This is a genomic window from Intrasporangium sp. (genome assembly GCF_032907665.1).
In the GTDB taxonomy this organism is placed as follows: Bacteria; Actinomycetota; Actinomycetes; order Actinomycetales; family Dermatophilaceae; genus Intrasporangium.
This window is the reverse complement of the sequence record NZ_JAJJPG010000009.1, coordinates 17,719-33,316: the sequence shown is the minus strand read 5'-3', so window position 1 is coordinate 33,316 and position 15,598 is coordinate 17,719. Positions and strand designations below refer to the sequence as shown.

Here is a 15,598-nt window from a genome sequence, read left to right as displayed (position 1 = left end):
CCGCGACTCGCGGAGGATCCGGCAGATCAGAGCGGCGTGGCCACGGCCCAGGCCGCGACGGTTGCCTCGGACAGGCGGCGCATCCGCTCGCCATAGGCTTCGTACCCGTCCGAGACGAACCCGCCGTCCCCGGCGCGCAGGTCGTGCACGCTCAGGCCGAACGCAGACGGCCACACGTCTGCGGGAAGTGCGGCGTAGGGCTCGAGGGGCCGCAGGTCATAGCCGGACTTCGCGCGCCCGTTACGGGCGACCTGGTGGGCGGCCACCCGGAGCACCGCCTCGAGCCCCCGGTCCACGTAGAGCTGGAGGAGCTGGTACTGGGCCGAGGCCTGACGCGCGCGGAACTGACTACGGTGCTGAAGGACGAAGGTCATCACGAGCGGTAGGTGCCAGCGGTACATGGTGCGGTCCTGCTGCTCCTCCGCGAGGGCCTCGTGCCACGAGTCGATGCAGGGCCGCGGCTGTCCGCACTCACACGTCATGCGTCAGGCCGGGGGAGCGATGTCCTGCTGCGCCGGCAGCTGGTCCTGCCGCACGATCCCGACCGGGCACGTCATGCCGTTGGGGCCGTGGTTGCAGTAGCCGCCGGGGTTCTTGTGCAGGTAGCCCTGGTGGTAGTCCTCGGCGAGGTAGAACGGCCCGGCGTCCTCCGCGGACCGGATCTCCGTCGTGATCTCGCCGTAGCCGTTGTCGTGCAGGACGTGCTGGAAGGCCTCGCGCGTCGCCTCGGCCGCGGCCTGCTGGCCCGGCGTCGTCCAGTAGATCGCGGACCGGTAGGCGGTGCCGACGTCATTGCCCTGCCGGTTGGCGGTCGTCGGGTCGTGGTTCTCCCAGAACTCCTTGAGGAGCAGCTCCGGCGACGTCCGGGCGGGGTCGTAGACGACGCGGACCGTCTCGGCGTGGCCGGTCAGACCGGTGCACGTCTCCTCGTAGGTCGGGTTGGGCGTGGAGCCGCCCATGTAGCCGGCCGACGTGTTGACGACGCCCGGCAGCCGCCAGAAGATCCGCTCGACGCCCCAGAAGCAGCCCATGGCGACGTACATCACCTCGGAGCCGTCGGGCCACGGCCCCTCGAGGGGGGTGCCGAGGACCACGTGGGTGGGCGCCACGGTGAACGGCCGGTGGTCGCGCCCCGGCAGCGCCTCGTCGCGGGTGGGCATCGTCGTCCTCTTTCCGAATCCGAACACCATCCCAGTGTCACACCCTTCTCGTTCGCCGTGACCTTGCGCTGGTCCAACGTCGCAGGAGCCCCCCGTATGCCGCTGGGCTCGGTTCCGCACGCAGCCTGACCTCCCGGTCGAGTGGCCCCGAAGGCCGAGGCGGGCTCCTGCGCGGGCCCGCATTCCAGGCCACTCGACGTCGTGGTCCTCCAGCCAGACCGTGAGGGCCCGAGCGTTTGGGGCCACTCGACTGGGCTTTTGGGGCCACTCGACTGGGCTTTTGGGGCCACTCGACTGGCTCTCTTGGTCGAGTGGCCCCAAACGACAGCCGGGATCTCGCGATCTCTGCCGAACGGCGGATGGCGAGTCCCCCGTGCTCCCCGGACGCTTGCTGCACGAACTCGCGTGACGTGGCGTCACCACCCACGTGCTCCGTTGCCAGCCGCTGTGAAGGAGGCTCCATGCGAACCGGCATCGACGACGCACCGCTGACACGGTCGACGACCGCCGTCGCGCGGCTGCTCTCGAGCTGGCCGCGGTGGACGGCGTGGGGCGCGCTGATCTGGTCGGCGGCCTATGCCGTCGCCGGCCTGCTCTGGTGGCGCGGGGCGGACTGGTATCCCTTCGCGGCCGTGCCGATGGACCGGATGAGCATGTCCATCCTCGAGGGGGCTCCTGCCGAGGTCGTCGGCCCGGGCTTCGCCGTCCTCGGTGGCCTCGGGGTCGCCGCCGCGACGGTGTTCCTCGTGGGCACGCAGTCGTTCATCGTGCGTCGCGCCGCGCTGGTCGTGGGCGCCTCGTCGGCGGTCCTCGCGACGACGCTCATCCCGGACTACACGATGCTGGGACTGCTCGCGCTCTGGCCCGTCCTGCTCGTCTTCGCCTTCACCGGCGTGCCCGGCGACCAGGACGGACTGGGCGACATCCTCTACTGGCACCGGGTGAACCTGCTGCTCGTGTTCCTCGGCGGGCTCCTCTGGGCCGCCGCGACGCTCGCCGCGCACCGACGTTCGGCTGGTCGGTGCGTGCACTGCGGACGCCGGCCCGGCGCCGCCCAGCCGGTCTCTGTCCTGCGCCGACGGCACCTCCTGGTCCGGGGGCGCCGTTGGGTCCTCCTCGCGGTGCTTGCGACGATTCCCTACGACGTGACCCGGCTGGCCTGGTGGCTGGGTTGGCCCCTCGGTCTCACGGAGGAGCTGTTCGTCTCGCTCCAGGATCCTCCCGAGCTGCTCACTGTGGGGCTCGCCCTGGCGGTGCTCTCGACCGGTGGCGCCGCGCTGACGCACGGTCTCGTCGCCCGATGGGGCGAGGTCTTCCCTCGCTGGATCCCGAGACTGCGAGGACGCAGAGTGCCGGTCCTGCTCGCTGTCATTCCCGCCACGACGGTCACCCTGACCCTGCCGCCGGCGGCGCTCATGTTCGCCAGTTCGCGGGTCAACGGCGGGTTCGACCTCGCCAACTGGGGTGTGTGGCTACCGAGCCTCGTGTGGCTCCTGTGGGCGATCGGACTGGGCGGCGCGACCTGGGCCTACCACCAACGGCGACGTGGCGCGTGCGCCCACTGCGGCCCGCACCCGCGGTGACCCTCCACGCAGAGCCGGCTCAGCGGCATACGGCCCTGTCGCCGGGTCGGCAGGTGCCCCTCCACGCGCCTGCCGACCCCGCCGAAAAGGGCTGTGCGAGGGGGCTCCACCGGCGGGATACTCACGGCGTGAGGGTCACTGCGGCCGGGCCCGTCGCGGAGCTTGGCAGGAGTCAGCCGCGGTGGCGGACGATGTCCGCAGGCGCCGCGGCCGCGTTGACGTTCGCCGCGCTGCTTGCCCTCACGAGCCATCTCGGCTGGGTCATCAGCCTCCCCACGGCCGTGGCGACCGCGGCGGTGGTGCTCCTGCTCGTCATCTTGGTGCGCGGCCGACCCGCCGGCCACGCGGTACTCCATCTTGCCGTGGCTTCGAGCGGCGCCGTCTCACTGATCGCGACGGCCTCCGTGCTCGTCGACGAGACACTGCCCCTCGAGGCGTCCGGGAACTGGGTGCTCCTCGAGGTGGGCTCGGTCCTGCTCCTTGTGGCCGCAGGCAGCCGGTGGGGACAGGGTGTGGGCGGCGTGCTCGCCACGGGCCTCGCTGCGGCGGCCAACTGCGCGTGGATCCTGCGCTTCCTCCCGGACCTCAGGCCTGTCGCACTGGTCGCCGGTCTCGCGACGTGGTCGATCGGCACGCTCGTGGCGGTCGGCGCCGGCGCCTACCCGCGCCGGGCCGAGGCCCACCGACTCCTGGCCGTCGCGGCCGCTCGGGCCGCGCAGCGACGGCAGCTCGAGCGCGACCTGCACGACTACGTCGCCCACGACCTCAGCGGCATCCTCAGCCAGGCCCAGGCGGCCCGGTTCGCCGCGGGTGACGACCCGGAGACGATGCGCCGAGTCCTCGCCGGCATCGAGGGTGCGGCGACGAGTGCCCTCACCGCCATGGATCGCAGTCTCGAGCTGCTCCGCGCCGACAACCACGAGGGAGGGGACGCCGCTGCCGTGCCCCTGGCCCCGCCGGCGCGTCACCCCGACCTCCGCGACCTCCCCGGGGCCGTGACCGCGTTCGCCGAGGCCAGCGCGGCAACCGTCACTGCTTCCTACGCGGACGGTCTCGAGCAGGTGCCGCTCGAGGCGAGCACGGTGCTGCACCGTGTCGTCATCGAGTCCCTGACCAATGTGCGCCGCCATGCTCCGGGAGCAGAACGCGTGGAGGTCGAGGTGCGCCGCACGGTCGACGCGGTCATCGCCGTCGTGCGCAACCGGGGCGGTGCCGCAGTCGGCGACGGGTCCGGGGAGTGGGCTGGCTCATCCGGCTCTGGACGGGCGGCCACGTCCCGGCTGGCGCTTCAGCCTGGCCGCCGCTCGGGAACCGGCCTCGCCGAGGTCGCGACCCGGCTCGCAGAGCTGGGCGGCACCCTGCGGGCCGGCCCACTGTCGGACGGCTGGGAGACGGAGGCGTCGATTCCGCTCGGCCGGTCCTCGTTCGACCCTGCGACAAGGGGGAGCGGTGGCTGAACATCTCGCGAGGCGGGCCCGGCCGACTTCGCCCGACCAACCCGTCCGACCGGTCCGATCCGTACGGACTCCGCGGCCGGTGCGACAGGTCAGGGTCGTCGTCGCCGACGACCAGGAGCAGGTGCGGGACGGGTTCGCGCTCGTCCTGGGTCGGCACCCGACCATCACCGTCGTGGGGGCAGCCGCCGACGGGGTGACTGCCCTGGAGCTCACGCGACACCTGCGACCCGACGTGCTGCTCGCTGACATCCGGATGCCGCGGATGGACGGACTCGAGGTGTGCCGTCAGCTGCGCGACGACGAGCGGACGAAGGTCGTCGTCGTCACGACGTTCGACCTCGACGAATACGTCGCGACCGCCCTCGCCAACGGGGCCCACGGCTTCATCCTCAAGCGGTCTCGTCCGGAGCTGCTCATCGAGGCAGTGCTCGCGGCGGCGACTGGGGACGCGCTCGTCAGCCCTGAGCTGACCATGCGGCTGCTCCGCAACGCCCGGATGAACCCGAACCACCGGGCCCACGACGCAGCCACGATGCTGACGCCGCGCGAGCTCGACGTGGCGCGCGAGGTCGCCCTCGGGCGGACGAACGCAGAGATCGGCAGGACGCTGTTCGTCACCCCGGGCACGGTGAAGACCCACCTGGCCAACATCCAGGCCAAGCTCGGCGTCTCGAACCGCGTGGGCATCGCCGCCTGGGCCTGGTCGAGGGGGGTCGTCGAGGAGCTTCCCACCTGACCTGCGCCGGGTTCCGTTCGAGACGTGAGCCCACGGACGACCATGAGCTCCGCCGCCGTGGCAGCTTCGTGCTCCGCCAGCCTGCCCGACGCGATCTCGTGGTAGTCGGTCGGCCCTGTGGACAAGGATCCAGGGCGGAGCCGCGACGGGGCAGGCTGGTGCGGATGGATGCTGCGACGGTGGTGGCCCAGCTCGGGGGTGCATGCACCTGGGCGGAACTGCGCAAGGTTCTGACGAAGAGGGCCATCCGGCGCGCCGTCAGCGACGGCGCGCTGCTCCGTGTCAGCAAGGGCCGCTACATCCTGCCTGACCTCGCCGAGACCCGGCGCACCGCGGTGGAACTGACCGCGGTTGCCTCGCACACGACCGCAGCCCTCCACTGGGGCTGGGGGGTCAAGAAGGAGCCGGTCCATCCGCACCTGACCTTCCCGCGTGGGCGGAAGAGGCGGGGGCGTGCCACGTCGGCGGTTCGCCACTGGCGGTCGCTGGACCCGGGCGACGTCGTCGACGGCTGGGTGACGAGCCAGGTGCGCACCGTGATCGACTGCTGTCTCGGCCTGCCGTTCGACGAGGCCCTCGCGGTCGCGGACTCGTCGTGGCGCGACGGTCTGGACCCTCGCGAGGTGGCCTCGAGGGCGGCGCTGCTGCCGGTGCGGAGCCGGCGCCGCGTCGCGTCGGTTCTCGCCCACGCCGATCGCGGGGCGGCCAACCCTTTCGAGTCGGTGCTCCGGGCTCTCTGCATCCTCGGGGGCGCAGACGTCGTGACGCAGTACGTGATCACGGACAAGGGCTTCTTTGCACGGGTCGACCTCGCCGTCGAGGAGTTGATGATCGTCGTGGAGGCCGAGAGCTTCGAGCACCATGCCGACCGGGACTCGCTAAGGAGCGACTGTCGTCGCTACACCGGCCTCGCCGCTCGCGGCTGGGTAGTCCTCCGGTTCACCTGGCACGAGGTGATGTACGAGCAGGACTACGTCATCGCCGCCGTGCGAGCGACCATCGAGGCGCGCCGACGGACGACCACCACGCCGGCCTTGCCCGCGTGACGGAGCACGATCAGCCTCGGGAGCGCCGAATGCGGTAGTCCATCGGCTCGGGCGGCTGGTGCAGGCGCTAGTCGAGGACGCCCATGAGGAAGTCGGCGCCGACCACGGCGAAGAGCGCGGCGATGCCGGCGAGGCGGAGGATCGTGGGCCGACGGGTGAGCGCGGCATACAGGGAGGCGAGGACGGCGGCGCCTGCGAGCTGCGAGGCCGTGACCCCACCGGCCCATCCCAGGACGCCGGAGCCGAGGGCGAGCAGCCATGTGACGAGTGCCACGACCCAGAGGACGAGGCCGAGACCGTAGGTGGTCCGCGGTCCCCACCTCACTGCGAAGGTGTCCATGCCGGCGTGCTCGTCGGGGTCGTGGTCGAGGGCCGTCGTCGGCAGGTAGAGCGCAGCAGCGACCGTCATCCCGAGGACACCGAGGAGTGGCGGGTAGTCGGCGACCGCGCGGTGCAGGGACCAGCCGGCGACAGGAGCGACGAGGCCGACCACGACCGCGTTCGCGGCGACGTCCCACCCTGCGCGCACCTTGAGCCGCAGGGGCGGGGCGCTGTAGGCCCGGCCCAGCAGGACGACGACTGCCGTGGCGGCCGCGACGCGGGGACCCACGAGGGCGGCGGCGCCCACGGCGCTGAGGGACAGGACGGCGTGCCAGATGGCCATGTCGCGGGCGGTGAGCAGTCCCGTGACGAGAGGTGCGCCCGCTCGCCTCGGGTTGAGCCGATCGGTCGGCAGGTCGTGCAGGTCGTTGACCGTGCAGACCGAGCCCCACACGAGCGGGCCGAGGACGATGCCGACCAGGGCGAGCCTCAGGGGGTCGTCGAGGCCCGGCGTCCACGAGCCCGTGGCCACGGCCCACCCGAACCAGACCGGGGCCCAGGCGAGCGGCCAGAACTGTGGGCGAGTGACGGCGAGCAGGGCGAGCAGCCGAAGGATCCCTCCGCGCCGCCCGTGGCGGGACGGTGCTGCCTGTCCCTGCCGCGTCGTCGTCGAGGTCACCGGCCGCACCCTGAGCAGCGTTCTCGGCGCCTGAGGTGGTATGCCAGCGTTGCCCCAGCGAGGGCAAGGCCCCAGAAGGGCAGCAGCACGCCCGGGCTCGTCGTCGCCCATCCCGAGTCCACGGGATGGAGGCCGAGCAGCCAGACCCGGAGCCCCCCGATGCCCGAGGAGAACAGGAGCAGGGCGATAGCCGACGCAGGGACGATGGCGGCCCGAGGCGGCACCACTCGGCCACCGAGGATCGGCACCCAGTCGGGGACGCGCTCTCCCCAGGACTGGACGAGCCCCAACGTGAGCCCGGCGCCACCGAGGGCGAGCAGCGCGATGAAGGCACCCGCCGCGAAGATCGTCGGATCGCTCGCCGCCTCCTCCTCGAGGAAGGAACGGGGCACACCGAGGGGCACTCCGACGAACCAGGCGAGCCTCGTCGTGGCGTAGAACACCGGGACAGCCACCGCGGCTCCGACCATCCACCGGCCCCAGGCGCGTGCACGATCGGGACGCGTCCACGTCTCCCGGGTCGCGCGCCCGCAGTGGACGCAGCCGCCCCGGGCGCGGCGGACGAGGTCTCGGGCCAGGACGAGCCATGCGCCACCGACGCCGAGCAGGATGACCTGGTGCACCACGGGCCACGGGAGCTGGCTGCCGATGGTGACACCGCCACCCGGCCACCCGAACGGCAGGCCGATGACGAGGATCGGCACGTGCGCCACCGCGACGAGCACGCGACCGTCCGGGACGACCAAGGCGAAGAGGCCGAACTCGATCGACGATGCCGCGATGGCCGCGACCGTGGCGATGCGTCCGGGTCGTGGCAGCGACGTGATGCCGAGGGTGACGAGGCCGAGGATCGCCACGGAGATGACGGCCACGGAGCCGATCCGCTGGGAGACGTCCGCCAGGACCGAGTCGCCATGTGCGGCAAGGCCCTCGCCGTCGGCGAAGGGGTACCACGCCCCTCCGAGGAACCACGCTGTCCCGGCGGCCGCGTAGGCAACCATGGCGAGGCCCAGGAAGGGCCGGACCCAGCGGACGTCCCGGGGAGCTCGTCGGGCATCGGTCCGCGGCGGTCCTGCACGCAGCGATCCGTCGGTCGTCATGACCTCAGGCTGCGATCCGAACGCGCTCCGGGCCATCTGCCATTCGGCGGATCGCCCGATCATCCCCGTCGCGACACCCTGACGGCATGGAGACAACACCCCTGCGGCGCTCGGCCGTCGTCGGCGCTCTCGCCCTGCTCGTCGCGGCAGCGGTCTCCACGGTTGCCGACGCGCCCCTGGGCCGCCTGTCGCAGGTGCCGGCGCTCCCCACGTGGTCGCTGTGGGTGGCGGCAGCCCTGGCGGTGGTCGGTGCGATCGCCGTCCGGCGTGGCAGGACGCGTGGCTGGGTCCTCGCGGTCGTCTCGGGCGCGGTCCTCGTCACGTCAGGAGCCGTCCTGCCGCGGGTGCCGCACGAGGCGCTCGCGGTGCTCCTCTGGGTCATCCAGCGTTTCACCGGGGCCGAGTCGCTGTTCGAGATGCCCGTTCCCTGGGTGAGGGCGCTCGTGCACCTGCTGGTCGTCGTGGCGGGTGCGGTCGAGGTTGCCGTCCTCGTGCTGCTGTACCGCGCCCGCGGCGCGAGGTGCTGGCGCTGTGGAACGCGCGATGGCGTGCCCGCCCAGCGGCCGCGCTGGCTGAGGGGCGTGGCGATCGGAGCGGCTCTGGCGCCGCTTCCCTATGCCATCCTCAAGGCGGCGTGGGGGCTCGGAGCCACCTGGGGGCTGACGCGTCCCGACGTCTTCGCAGGGGTCCAGCTGACGACGCCCGGCATGGGCGACACGACCATGCTGTCCGCCATCGGTGTCGTGGTGGCCCTGGTCCTCGGCACTCGCCGACCTCGCGTGCTGCGTTGGCCGCTGCTCGGCATCGGGGTCGTGGGCTCACTCATGCTCCTGCCGATCGGAGTCATCGGCACTGTCCAGATCGTCCAGCTCCTCCTCGGCGCAGCGACCTTCGTCGACGAGGGCATCGCCATGGAGGTATTCGGGGTGGTGTACGCGACCTTGCTCGTGTGGGGACTCCTGCTCGCCGCCACCACCGTCGGGGCCTGGCGTGCCGGGAGGCCGCCCTGCCGGGCTCACCTGGTGGCTCAGTCCTCCTGAGCCGCCGTATGCCGCTGGGCCGGCTCCCGGACAAACCGTTGGCAGCGCGCGGGGCTCGACGACAGACTCGGCGGCATGACCGACTCCCTCGAGATCCGACCGCTTGACCTCCTCGACGAGTCCCAGGCCGAGCACGCGTCGGCGTGGGTCGAGGTCCACGCAGCGGTCCAGCGGGAGCTCTTCGGCGACGGCGGCAGTGAGTGGACGCTCGACGAGCTACGGGCCATGCACCGCAAGACGGACAAGAAGCGCGTGGCCCTCGCTGCGTGGTCCGGCGGCCACCTCGTCGGAGCGCTGTCGATCATGCTGCCGATGCTCGACAACCACTCCCTGGCGATGTTCTTCCCTGCGGTCCTCGCCGAACACCGCCGGCGGGGCGTCGGTTCGCGTCTCGTGGAGACGGCCGAGGGGATCGCTCGGGAGCATGGTCGGTCGACGTTCCTCGCCGAGACGGAGTGGCCGGAGGGTGGCGTCGACCTCGGGGCGGAGTTCGCGCGGCGGCACGGCTATGTCGTGGCACAGGAGGTCCTGCGCAGCGAGATGCACCTCCCGGCACCGAGGGAGGGCCTGCAGCGCGTCGTCGCCGAAGAAGGCGCCGAGGACTACGTCGTCGAGTGCTTCGTCGACGACCTGCCCGAGGCCTGGCTCGAGGACAGGGCCCACCTGCAGCGACGGATGAGCACGGACGCCCCGCTGGACGACGTGGAGTGGCAGGAGGAGGTGTGGGACGCGGGGCGGATGCGGGCCGCCCACGCGTCGGCGCGATCCACGGGCCGGAGGGTGGTCGAGGCGGTCGCCCGCCACGTGCCCTCAGGCCGCCTCGTCGGCTTCACCCGGGTGGAGGTGTCACCCGCACGCCTCGATCTGGGCTACCAGCAGGACACCCTCGTCCTCCGGGAGCACCGCGGCCATGGCCTCGGCCTGCGGCTCAAGGCTGCTGCCGCGCTGCTCCTCATGGACGCCCTTCCGGAGGTGAGGGCCGTGCGGACGTGGAACGCCGCCTCCAACCGGCACATGCTCGCCGTCAACCGGGCCCTCGGCTACAGGGTCGACGGCTACAGCCGGGAGTGGCAGAAGCATCTCGACTGAGCCACGAGGTCGGGGCAGCGCTGGGGCGGTGTCCAGCTCAGCGGCATACCGAAAATTCATTTATGGGAAACCCAAGCATCACTTATGATCGCTGACGGTCCAACCGTCCGATCCCGAAAGAGATGCCCACGATGCGCTCCCGCCTCACCCTCACCGCCCTCCTCGCCGTCCTTGCCGTGCTGCTCACGGCCTGCAGCACCTCCGGCACTGACTCGGGCGCCTCCGGCGGCTCAGACCTCGCGGCCGTGAAGGAGGCCGGCGTCCTCAAGGTGGGGACGGAGGGCACCTACGCGCCGTTCTCCTTCCACGACCCGACGACCAACGAGCTCGTCGGCTACGACGTCGAGGTCATCAAGGCGGTCGCGGACGAGCTCGGCGTCACGGTCGAGTACGTCGAGACGCCGTGGGACGCGATCTTCGCCGGCCTGACGTCCGGCCGCTACGACGTCGTCGCCAACCAGGTGACCCGCACCACCGAGCGCGAAGGCCTCTACGGGCTGAGCAGGACCTACACCTACTCCGAGGGCGTCATCGCCACCCGCGCGGACGAGGCGTCGATCACGGACCTCGCCGGACTCAAGGGCAGGAAGGCGGCACAGAGCCTGACGAGCAACTGGGCGCAGGTCGCCAAGGACGCCGGCGCGAACGTCGAGTCCGTCGAGGGCTTCACCCAGGCGATCACGCTGCTCAAGCAGGAGCGCGTCGATGCCACCGTCAACGACAGCCTCGCCGTCCTCGACTACCAGAAGTCGACCGGCGACACCGACGTCAAGATCGCCGCCACGACCGGCGACGTCTCCGAGCAGGTCGTCGCGACGCGCAAGGACTCCGACCTCGTCCCCGCCATCGACGAGGCGCTCGCCGACCTGGCCGCCGATGGGACCCTCAAGGCGATCTCGGAGAAGTACTTCGGCTCCGACGTCTCCGTCCAGCCCTGAGGCGTGGGCAGCAAGTCCACCGGTGACGGGTCGTCCCGGTGAACGACCAGACCATCGAGCTCATCGGCAACTCGCTGTGGCCGCTGCTCAGGGCGACCGTCACCTCGACGATCCCGCTGACCCTCATCAGCTTCGTCCTCGGCCTGGTCGTCGCCCTGGCCGTCGCCCTGATGCGGCTGTCGAAGGTGCGCGTCGTCTCGTGGCTGGCGCGCGCCTACGTCTCCGCGATCCGCGGGACGCCCCTGCTGCTCCAGCTGTTCATCATCTACTACGGGCTGCCCGCCCTCGGTGTGCGGTTCGACCCCTTTCCGGCCGCGGTCCTCGCCTTCACGCTCAACGTCGGCGGCTACGCGGCGGAGGTGATCCGCTCGGCGATCCTCGCCGTGCCGAAGGGCCAGTGGGAAGCGGCATCCACGGTCGGCATGGACTACGTCACGACCTTGCGTCGCGTCGTCCTGCCGCAGGCGACCCGCACCGCCATCCCCCCGCTGTCCAACACGCTCATCTCGCTCGTCAAGGACACCTCGCTCGCCTCGACGATCCAGGTGACCGAGCTGCTCCGGGTCGCGCAGGAGGCCGCCGCCCCGACCTACGAGTTCTTCGCGCTCTACGGCGTCGCAGCGGTGTACTACTGGGTCGTCTGCCTCGCGCTGTCCTTCGGTCAGGCGCGGCTCGAGGAGCGAGAGAACAGGTACGTGGCCGCATGACCGAGCCGATGGACGACGCATCGCATCCCCCGGCCGTGACCGAGACGCCGAGCCGCCCGTTGGTGTCCGTCTCCGGACTGGCCAAGTCCTTCGGCATGCACGAGGTGCTGCGGTCGATCGACTTCGACGTCGACGCCGGCACCGTGACGGTCCTCATCGGCCCCTCGGGGTCGGGAAAGACGACCGTGCTGCGCTCGCTCAACACCCTCGAGACCCCCGACGCGGGCACCGTCCGCATCGGCGACGTCGAGATCGACTTCGCCGGGGGTGCGACCAAGCGGCAGTTGGCGGCACTGCGCGGGCAGAGCGGCATGGTCTTCCAGGCGCACAACCTCTTCCCGCACATGACGGCCCTGGAGAACGTCACGGCCGGGCCGGTCCTCGTGCAGGGCCGTCCACGGGAGAGTGCCGAGTCCGAGGCGCGTGAGCTGCTCGAGCTCGTGGGCCTCGCGGAGAAGTCCGACGCCTACCCGTACCAGCTGTCAGGCGGGCAGCAGCAGCGCGTCGGGATCGCGCGGGCGCTCGCCGTCCGTCCGAAGCTCATGCTCTTCGACGAGCCGACGTCCGCGCTGGATCCGGAGCTCGTCGGCGAGGTTCTTCTCGTGATGAAGGACCTTGCGGCACAAGGCTGGACGATGGTCGTCGTGACGCATGAGATCCGCTTCGCACAGCAGGTCGCCGACCAGGTGCTCTTCATGGACGGAGGCATCATCGTCGAGCGTGGCGCGCCGGGGGAGGTGCTGACCCGGCCGCGCACCGAGCGCGCCCGACAGTTCCTGCACCGGATCCTCGACCCGCTCGACTGAGTCGACCACAGTCAGGCCGTATGCCGCTGGGCCGGCTCGCGACCCCCCACTGCTCGAGTGGTCCGGCAGTCCACAGGCCCGCGCCGCCGGGTGTGCAGGACAGGGCCACTCGGCGAGCCGCGGGCCTGACGGTGACCCAGGTGGCCGTACGGCGTCGCTGATCGAGGCAGTTAGGCTGGCCGGCATGTCTGACGAGCCCGGTTTCTCGACGCGCGCCATCCACGCCGGCCAGGAGGCCGACGCCTCGACGGGTGCCGTGGTCCCCCCGATCTACCAGGTGTCCACCTACAAGCAGGACGGGATCGGCGGCTTCCGCGGCGGCTACGAGTACAGCAGGTCGGCCAACCCGACCCGCACCGCGCTCGAGGAGTGCATCGCCGCGCTCGAGGGTGGCAGCCGGGGCTTCGCCTTCGCCTCGGGCCTCGCGGGACAGGACTGCGTCGTCCGCTCGCTCCTTGTCCCGGGTGACCACGTCGTCGTGCCCAGCGACGCCTATGGCGGCACCTACCGCTACTTCAACAAGGTCGCGAAGCCCCAGGGACTCGACCACTCCATCGCGAGGATCGGAGACGTCGACGCCGTGCGTGCCGCGATCCAGCCGGGCCGCACCAAGATGGTCTGGGTCGAGACGCCGACGAACCCGTTGCTCGGCATCGCCGACATCGAGGCGATCGCCGCGGTCGCCCACGAGGCCGGGGCGGTCCTCGTCGTCGACAATACCTTCGCGACCGCCTACCTGCAGAACCCCATCGCCCACGGCGCCGACATCGTCACCCACTCCACGACGAAGTACAGCGGCGGCCACAGTGACGTCGTCGGGGGAGCGGTCGTGACCGCTCCGGACATCCGGGTCCCCGGTTTCGAGGACGCGGCGGAGCGGATCGCCTTCCACCAGAACTCGATCGGTGCCGTCGCAGGTCCCTTCGACTCGTGGCTGACGCTCCGTGGGCTGCGCACGCTCGCGATCCGCATGGAGCGGCACTGCGACAACGCCGAGAAGGTCGTCGAGTTCCTCACCGGGCACGACGGCGTCTCCCAGGTGTTCTACCCCGGCCTCGAGTCGCACCACAACCACGCCGTCGCCGCCCGGCAGATGAAGCGGTTCGGAGGGATGGTCTCCTTCCGGATGAAGAAGGGCGAGGACGCGGCAGTGAAGGCCTGCGCCGCGGTCCAGCTGTGGACGCTCGGCGAGTCGCTCGGCGGCGTCGAGTCGCTCATCGAGCACCCGGCGCGGATGACCCACGCATCCGTGGCCGGCACCGAGCTCGAGGTGCCCGCCGACCTCATCAGGCTCTCCGTCGGGATCGAGGACGTCGACGACCTCATCGACGACCTCCGCGAGGCCCTCGACATCCACGGCTGAGACGTCGACGCCCGAGCCCCATCGTGACCGACGCGCAGGCACCATGACGATCCTCACCGTCGACTTCGGGTCGACGTTCACCAAGGGGGCCCTCATCGCCGCCGACGGGTCCGTCCTCGCGACCGCCTCGACCCCGACGACCGGCAGCGGCGGCTCGGGCGAGCGGCGGGATGTGCTCGACGGCTACCGGGTCCTGCGCACACTGCTCGACGCCCCCGAGGACGTCGAGGTCCACGCCTGCTCGAGCGCGGGCGGTGGCCTCCGCCTCGCCGTCGTCGGCTACGAACGCACGGTCACCGCCGAGGCCGGCCATCGGGTCGGGCTGTCCGCCGGGGCCAAGGTCGTCCACGTCGCACACGGCAGGTTGACGACGAGCGACGTGGCCGGGCTCCGGCACACCCGGCCGGACATCATCCTGCTCGTCGGAGGCACCGACGGCGGCAACTCGGACGTGCTGCTCCACAACGCGGCGCGACTGGGCGCAGGTGCGGTCGGTGGGCGCGGCCGCCACGCAGTGCCCATCGTCCTCGCCGGAAACAGGGAGGCGCGGGCGGAGGCCACCGGGGTCCTCGAGGCCGCCGGCCGCCCCGTGATCCACGCCGAGAACGTCCTGCCCGAGATCGGAGTCATCGCGCCGGAGTCCGCCCGACACGCAATCCGCGAGGCCTTCCTGCGGCACGTCATCGGCGGCAAGGGGCTCTCCCGGGACGCGGCCTTCGCGCGGATGGTCGAGGCAGCCACGCCTGACGCCGTGCTCCGCGGTGTCGAGGTCGTCGCCGAGACCCGCGCCGACGGAGACGTTCTCGTCGTCGACATCGGGGGCGCGACGACGGACGTCTACTCCGTCATCTCCCCGGAGGGAGAGGACGCGAGCCTGCGCAAGGACGTCGTCGCTCCCCTGTGGCACGCGCGCACCGTCGAGGGCGACCTCGGCATGCGGTGGAACGCCGAGCACGTCGTCGAGGCGGCCGAGTCCGAGCACCTCCTGGGCGGAGTCGCCGACGCGGAAGCCCTCAGGTCGTATGCCGCTCACGTCCACGAGCGACCGGGCTCGCTCCCGGCCGACGACGTCGAGCGCCGCCTCGATCTCGAGCTGGCGAGACTGGCGGCCCTCATCGCCGTTCGCCGGCATGCTCGGCCGGCGCAGCCGACCGAGTCCCCGCGCCCGCTGGCGAACGTCACGACCCTCATCGGATCCGGTGGCGTGCTGCGGCACACCGACGAGGCGGGCCGAGGGCTCGTCCTCGACGCGGTGCTCGGGGACCATGCCGGCGGGTGGAAGGTGCCCCGGTCAGCGACGGGCGCGGTCGACGCTGCGTACCTGCTCTATGCCGTCGGCCTGCTCGACGGCCACGACCCGGCACTCGCCAGGGTGGTCGCCGCGCAGCTCGGCTGACCGGCACACTCCATCAGGGTGCCGTCCACGGAGCCCACGAGTGGCCCCGTCGTCCACAGGGAGAACACGAGTGGCCCCGTCGTCCACAGGTGGACAACGGGGCCACTCGAGTGCGGGGGTCAGTCCGCATGCAACACGTGCGGGGGCGCGGTCCGGGTGGGCCGTGCCCGTGGCTCA

The 15,598-nt window shown here is 71.6% G+C and carries 15 protein-coding genes; 11 read left to right on the top strand and 4 right to left on the bottom strand.

The window, feature by feature from the left end:
• Positions 1–26 precede the first annotated feature (26 nt).
• Both LOY02_RS02895 and msrA read right to left on the bottom strand, forming a co-directional pair.
• Positions 27–482 carry a DUF5946 family protein gene (locus tag LOY02_RS02895; RefSeq protein ID WP_317180824.1) on the bottom strand — a complete coding sequence of 152 codons (456 nt, stop codon included), beginning with the start codon at positions 480–482 and terminating at the stop codon, positions 27–29.
• Positions 483–485: 3 nt separating this feature from the next.
• Complete coding sequence (gene msrA / locus LOY02_RS02890) at positions 486–1,160, bottom strand: peptide-methionine (S)-S-oxide reductase MsrA (protein WP_317180823.1); 675 nt, start codon at positions 1,158–1,160, stop codon at positions 486–488.
• Positions 1,161–1,621: 461 nt separating this feature from the next.
• Here msrA and LOY02_RS02885 point away from each other — a divergent pair, with 461 nt between their 5' ends.
• From LOY02_RS02885 to LOY02_RS02870, 4 genes are all read left to right on the top strand, one after another.
• Positions 1,622–2,743 (top strand): hypothetical protein, encoded by a 1,122-nt coding sequence (locus LOY02_RS02885; protein ID WP_317180822.1) that lies wholly within the window; start codon positions 1,622–1,624, stop codon positions 2,741–2,743.
• A 191-nt stretch (positions 2,744–2,934) separates the two neighbouring features.
• The gene (locus LOY02_RS02880) at positions 2,935–4,200 is read left to right on the top strand and encodes a sensor histidine kinase (RefSeq protein ID WP_317180821.1); all 1,266 of its coding nucleotides are present in this window, start codon (positions 2,935–2,937) and stop codon (positions 4,198–4,200) included.
• Positions 4,201–4,279: 79 nt separating this feature from the next.
• Positions 4,280–4,936: a response regulator transcription factor gene (locus LOY02_RS02875; RefSeq protein ID WP_317180820.1), complete on the top strand. Its 657-nt coding sequence runs from the start codon at positions 4,280–4,282 to the stop codon at positions 4,934–4,936.
• Between the two features lie 164 nt (positions 4,937–5,100).
• Positions 5,101–5,982, top strand: a complete 882-nt coding sequence (locus LOY02_RS02870) for a DUF559 domain-containing protein (RefSeq protein WP_317180819.1) — start codon at positions 5,101–5,103, stop codon at positions 5,980–5,982.
• A 67-nt stretch (positions 5,983–6,049) separates the two neighbouring features.
• Here the strand turns inward: LOY02_RS02870 and LOY02_RS02865 are convergent, their stop codons facing one another.
• On the bottom strand, positions 6,050–6,982 hold the full coding sequence (locus LOY02_RS02865; protein WP_317180818.1) for a UbiA prenyltransferase family protein: 933 nt from the start codon (positions 6,980–6,982) through the stop codon (positions 6,050–6,052).
• The gene (locus LOY02_RS02860) at positions 6,979–8,082 is read right to left on the bottom strand and encodes a hypothetical protein (protein WP_317180817.1); all 1,104 of its coding nucleotides are present in this window, start codon (positions 8,080–8,082) and stop codon (positions 6,979–6,981) included. Before LOY02_RS02860 ends, LOY02_RS02865 begins: the two co-directional genes overlap by 4 nt.
• Positions 8,083–8,168: 86 nt before the next feature.
• On the opposite strand from LOY02_RS02860, the gene LOY02_RS02855 reads away from it, so the two are divergent.
• The 7 genes from LOY02_RS02855 (at position 8,169) to LOY02_RS02825 (ending at position 15,421) form a co-directional block, all read left to right on the top strand.
• A complete protein-coding gene (locus LOY02_RS02855; protein ID WP_317180816.1) occupies positions 8,169–9,122 on the top strand; it encodes a hypothetical protein in 954 nt (317 codons plus the stop codon).
• A 75-nt stretch (positions 9,123–9,197) separates the two neighbouring features.
• Positions 9,198–10,211: a GNAT family N-acetyltransferase gene (locus tag LOY02_RS02850; RefSeq protein WP_317180815.1), complete on the top strand. Its 1,014-nt coding sequence runs from the start codon at positions 9,198–9,200 to the stop codon at positions 10,209–10,211.
• Between the two features lie 131 nt (positions 10,212–10,342).
• A complete protein-coding gene (locus tag LOY02_RS02845; RefSeq protein WP_317180814.1) occupies positions 10,343–11,149 on the top strand; it encodes an amino acid ABC transporter substrate-binding protein in 807 nt (268 codons plus the stop codon).
• A 38-nt stretch (positions 11,150–11,187) separates the two neighbouring features.
• Positions 11,188–11,856 carry an amino acid ABC transporter permease gene (locus LOY02_RS02840; RefSeq protein ID WP_317180813.1) on the top strand — a complete coding sequence of 223 codons (669 nt, stop codon included), beginning with the start codon at positions 11,188–11,190 and terminating at the stop codon, positions 11,854–11,856.
• Positions 11,853–12,662, top strand: coding sequence for an amino acid ABC transporter ATP-binding protein (locus LOY02_RS02835; RefSeq protein WP_317180812.1), 810 nt, complete (start codon positions 11,853–11,855; stop codon positions 12,660–12,662). Before LOY02_RS02840 ends, LOY02_RS02835 begins: the two co-directional genes overlap by 4 nt.
• A gap of 184 nt (positions 12,663–12,846) precedes the next feature.
• Positions 12,847–14,025 carry a cystathionine gamma-synthase gene (locus tag LOY02_RS02830; protein WP_317180811.1) on the top strand — a complete coding sequence of 393 codons (1,179 nt, stop codon included), beginning with the start codon at positions 12,847–12,849 and terminating at the stop codon, positions 14,023–14,025.
• Positions 14,026–14,068: 43 nt separating this feature from the next.
• Positions 14,069–15,421 (top strand): glutamate mutase L, encoded by a 1,353-nt coding sequence (locus LOY02_RS02825; RefSeq protein ID WP_317180810.1) that lies wholly within the window; start codon positions 14,069–14,071, stop codon positions 15,419–15,421.
• Positions 15,422–15,598 lie beyond the last annotated feature (177 nt).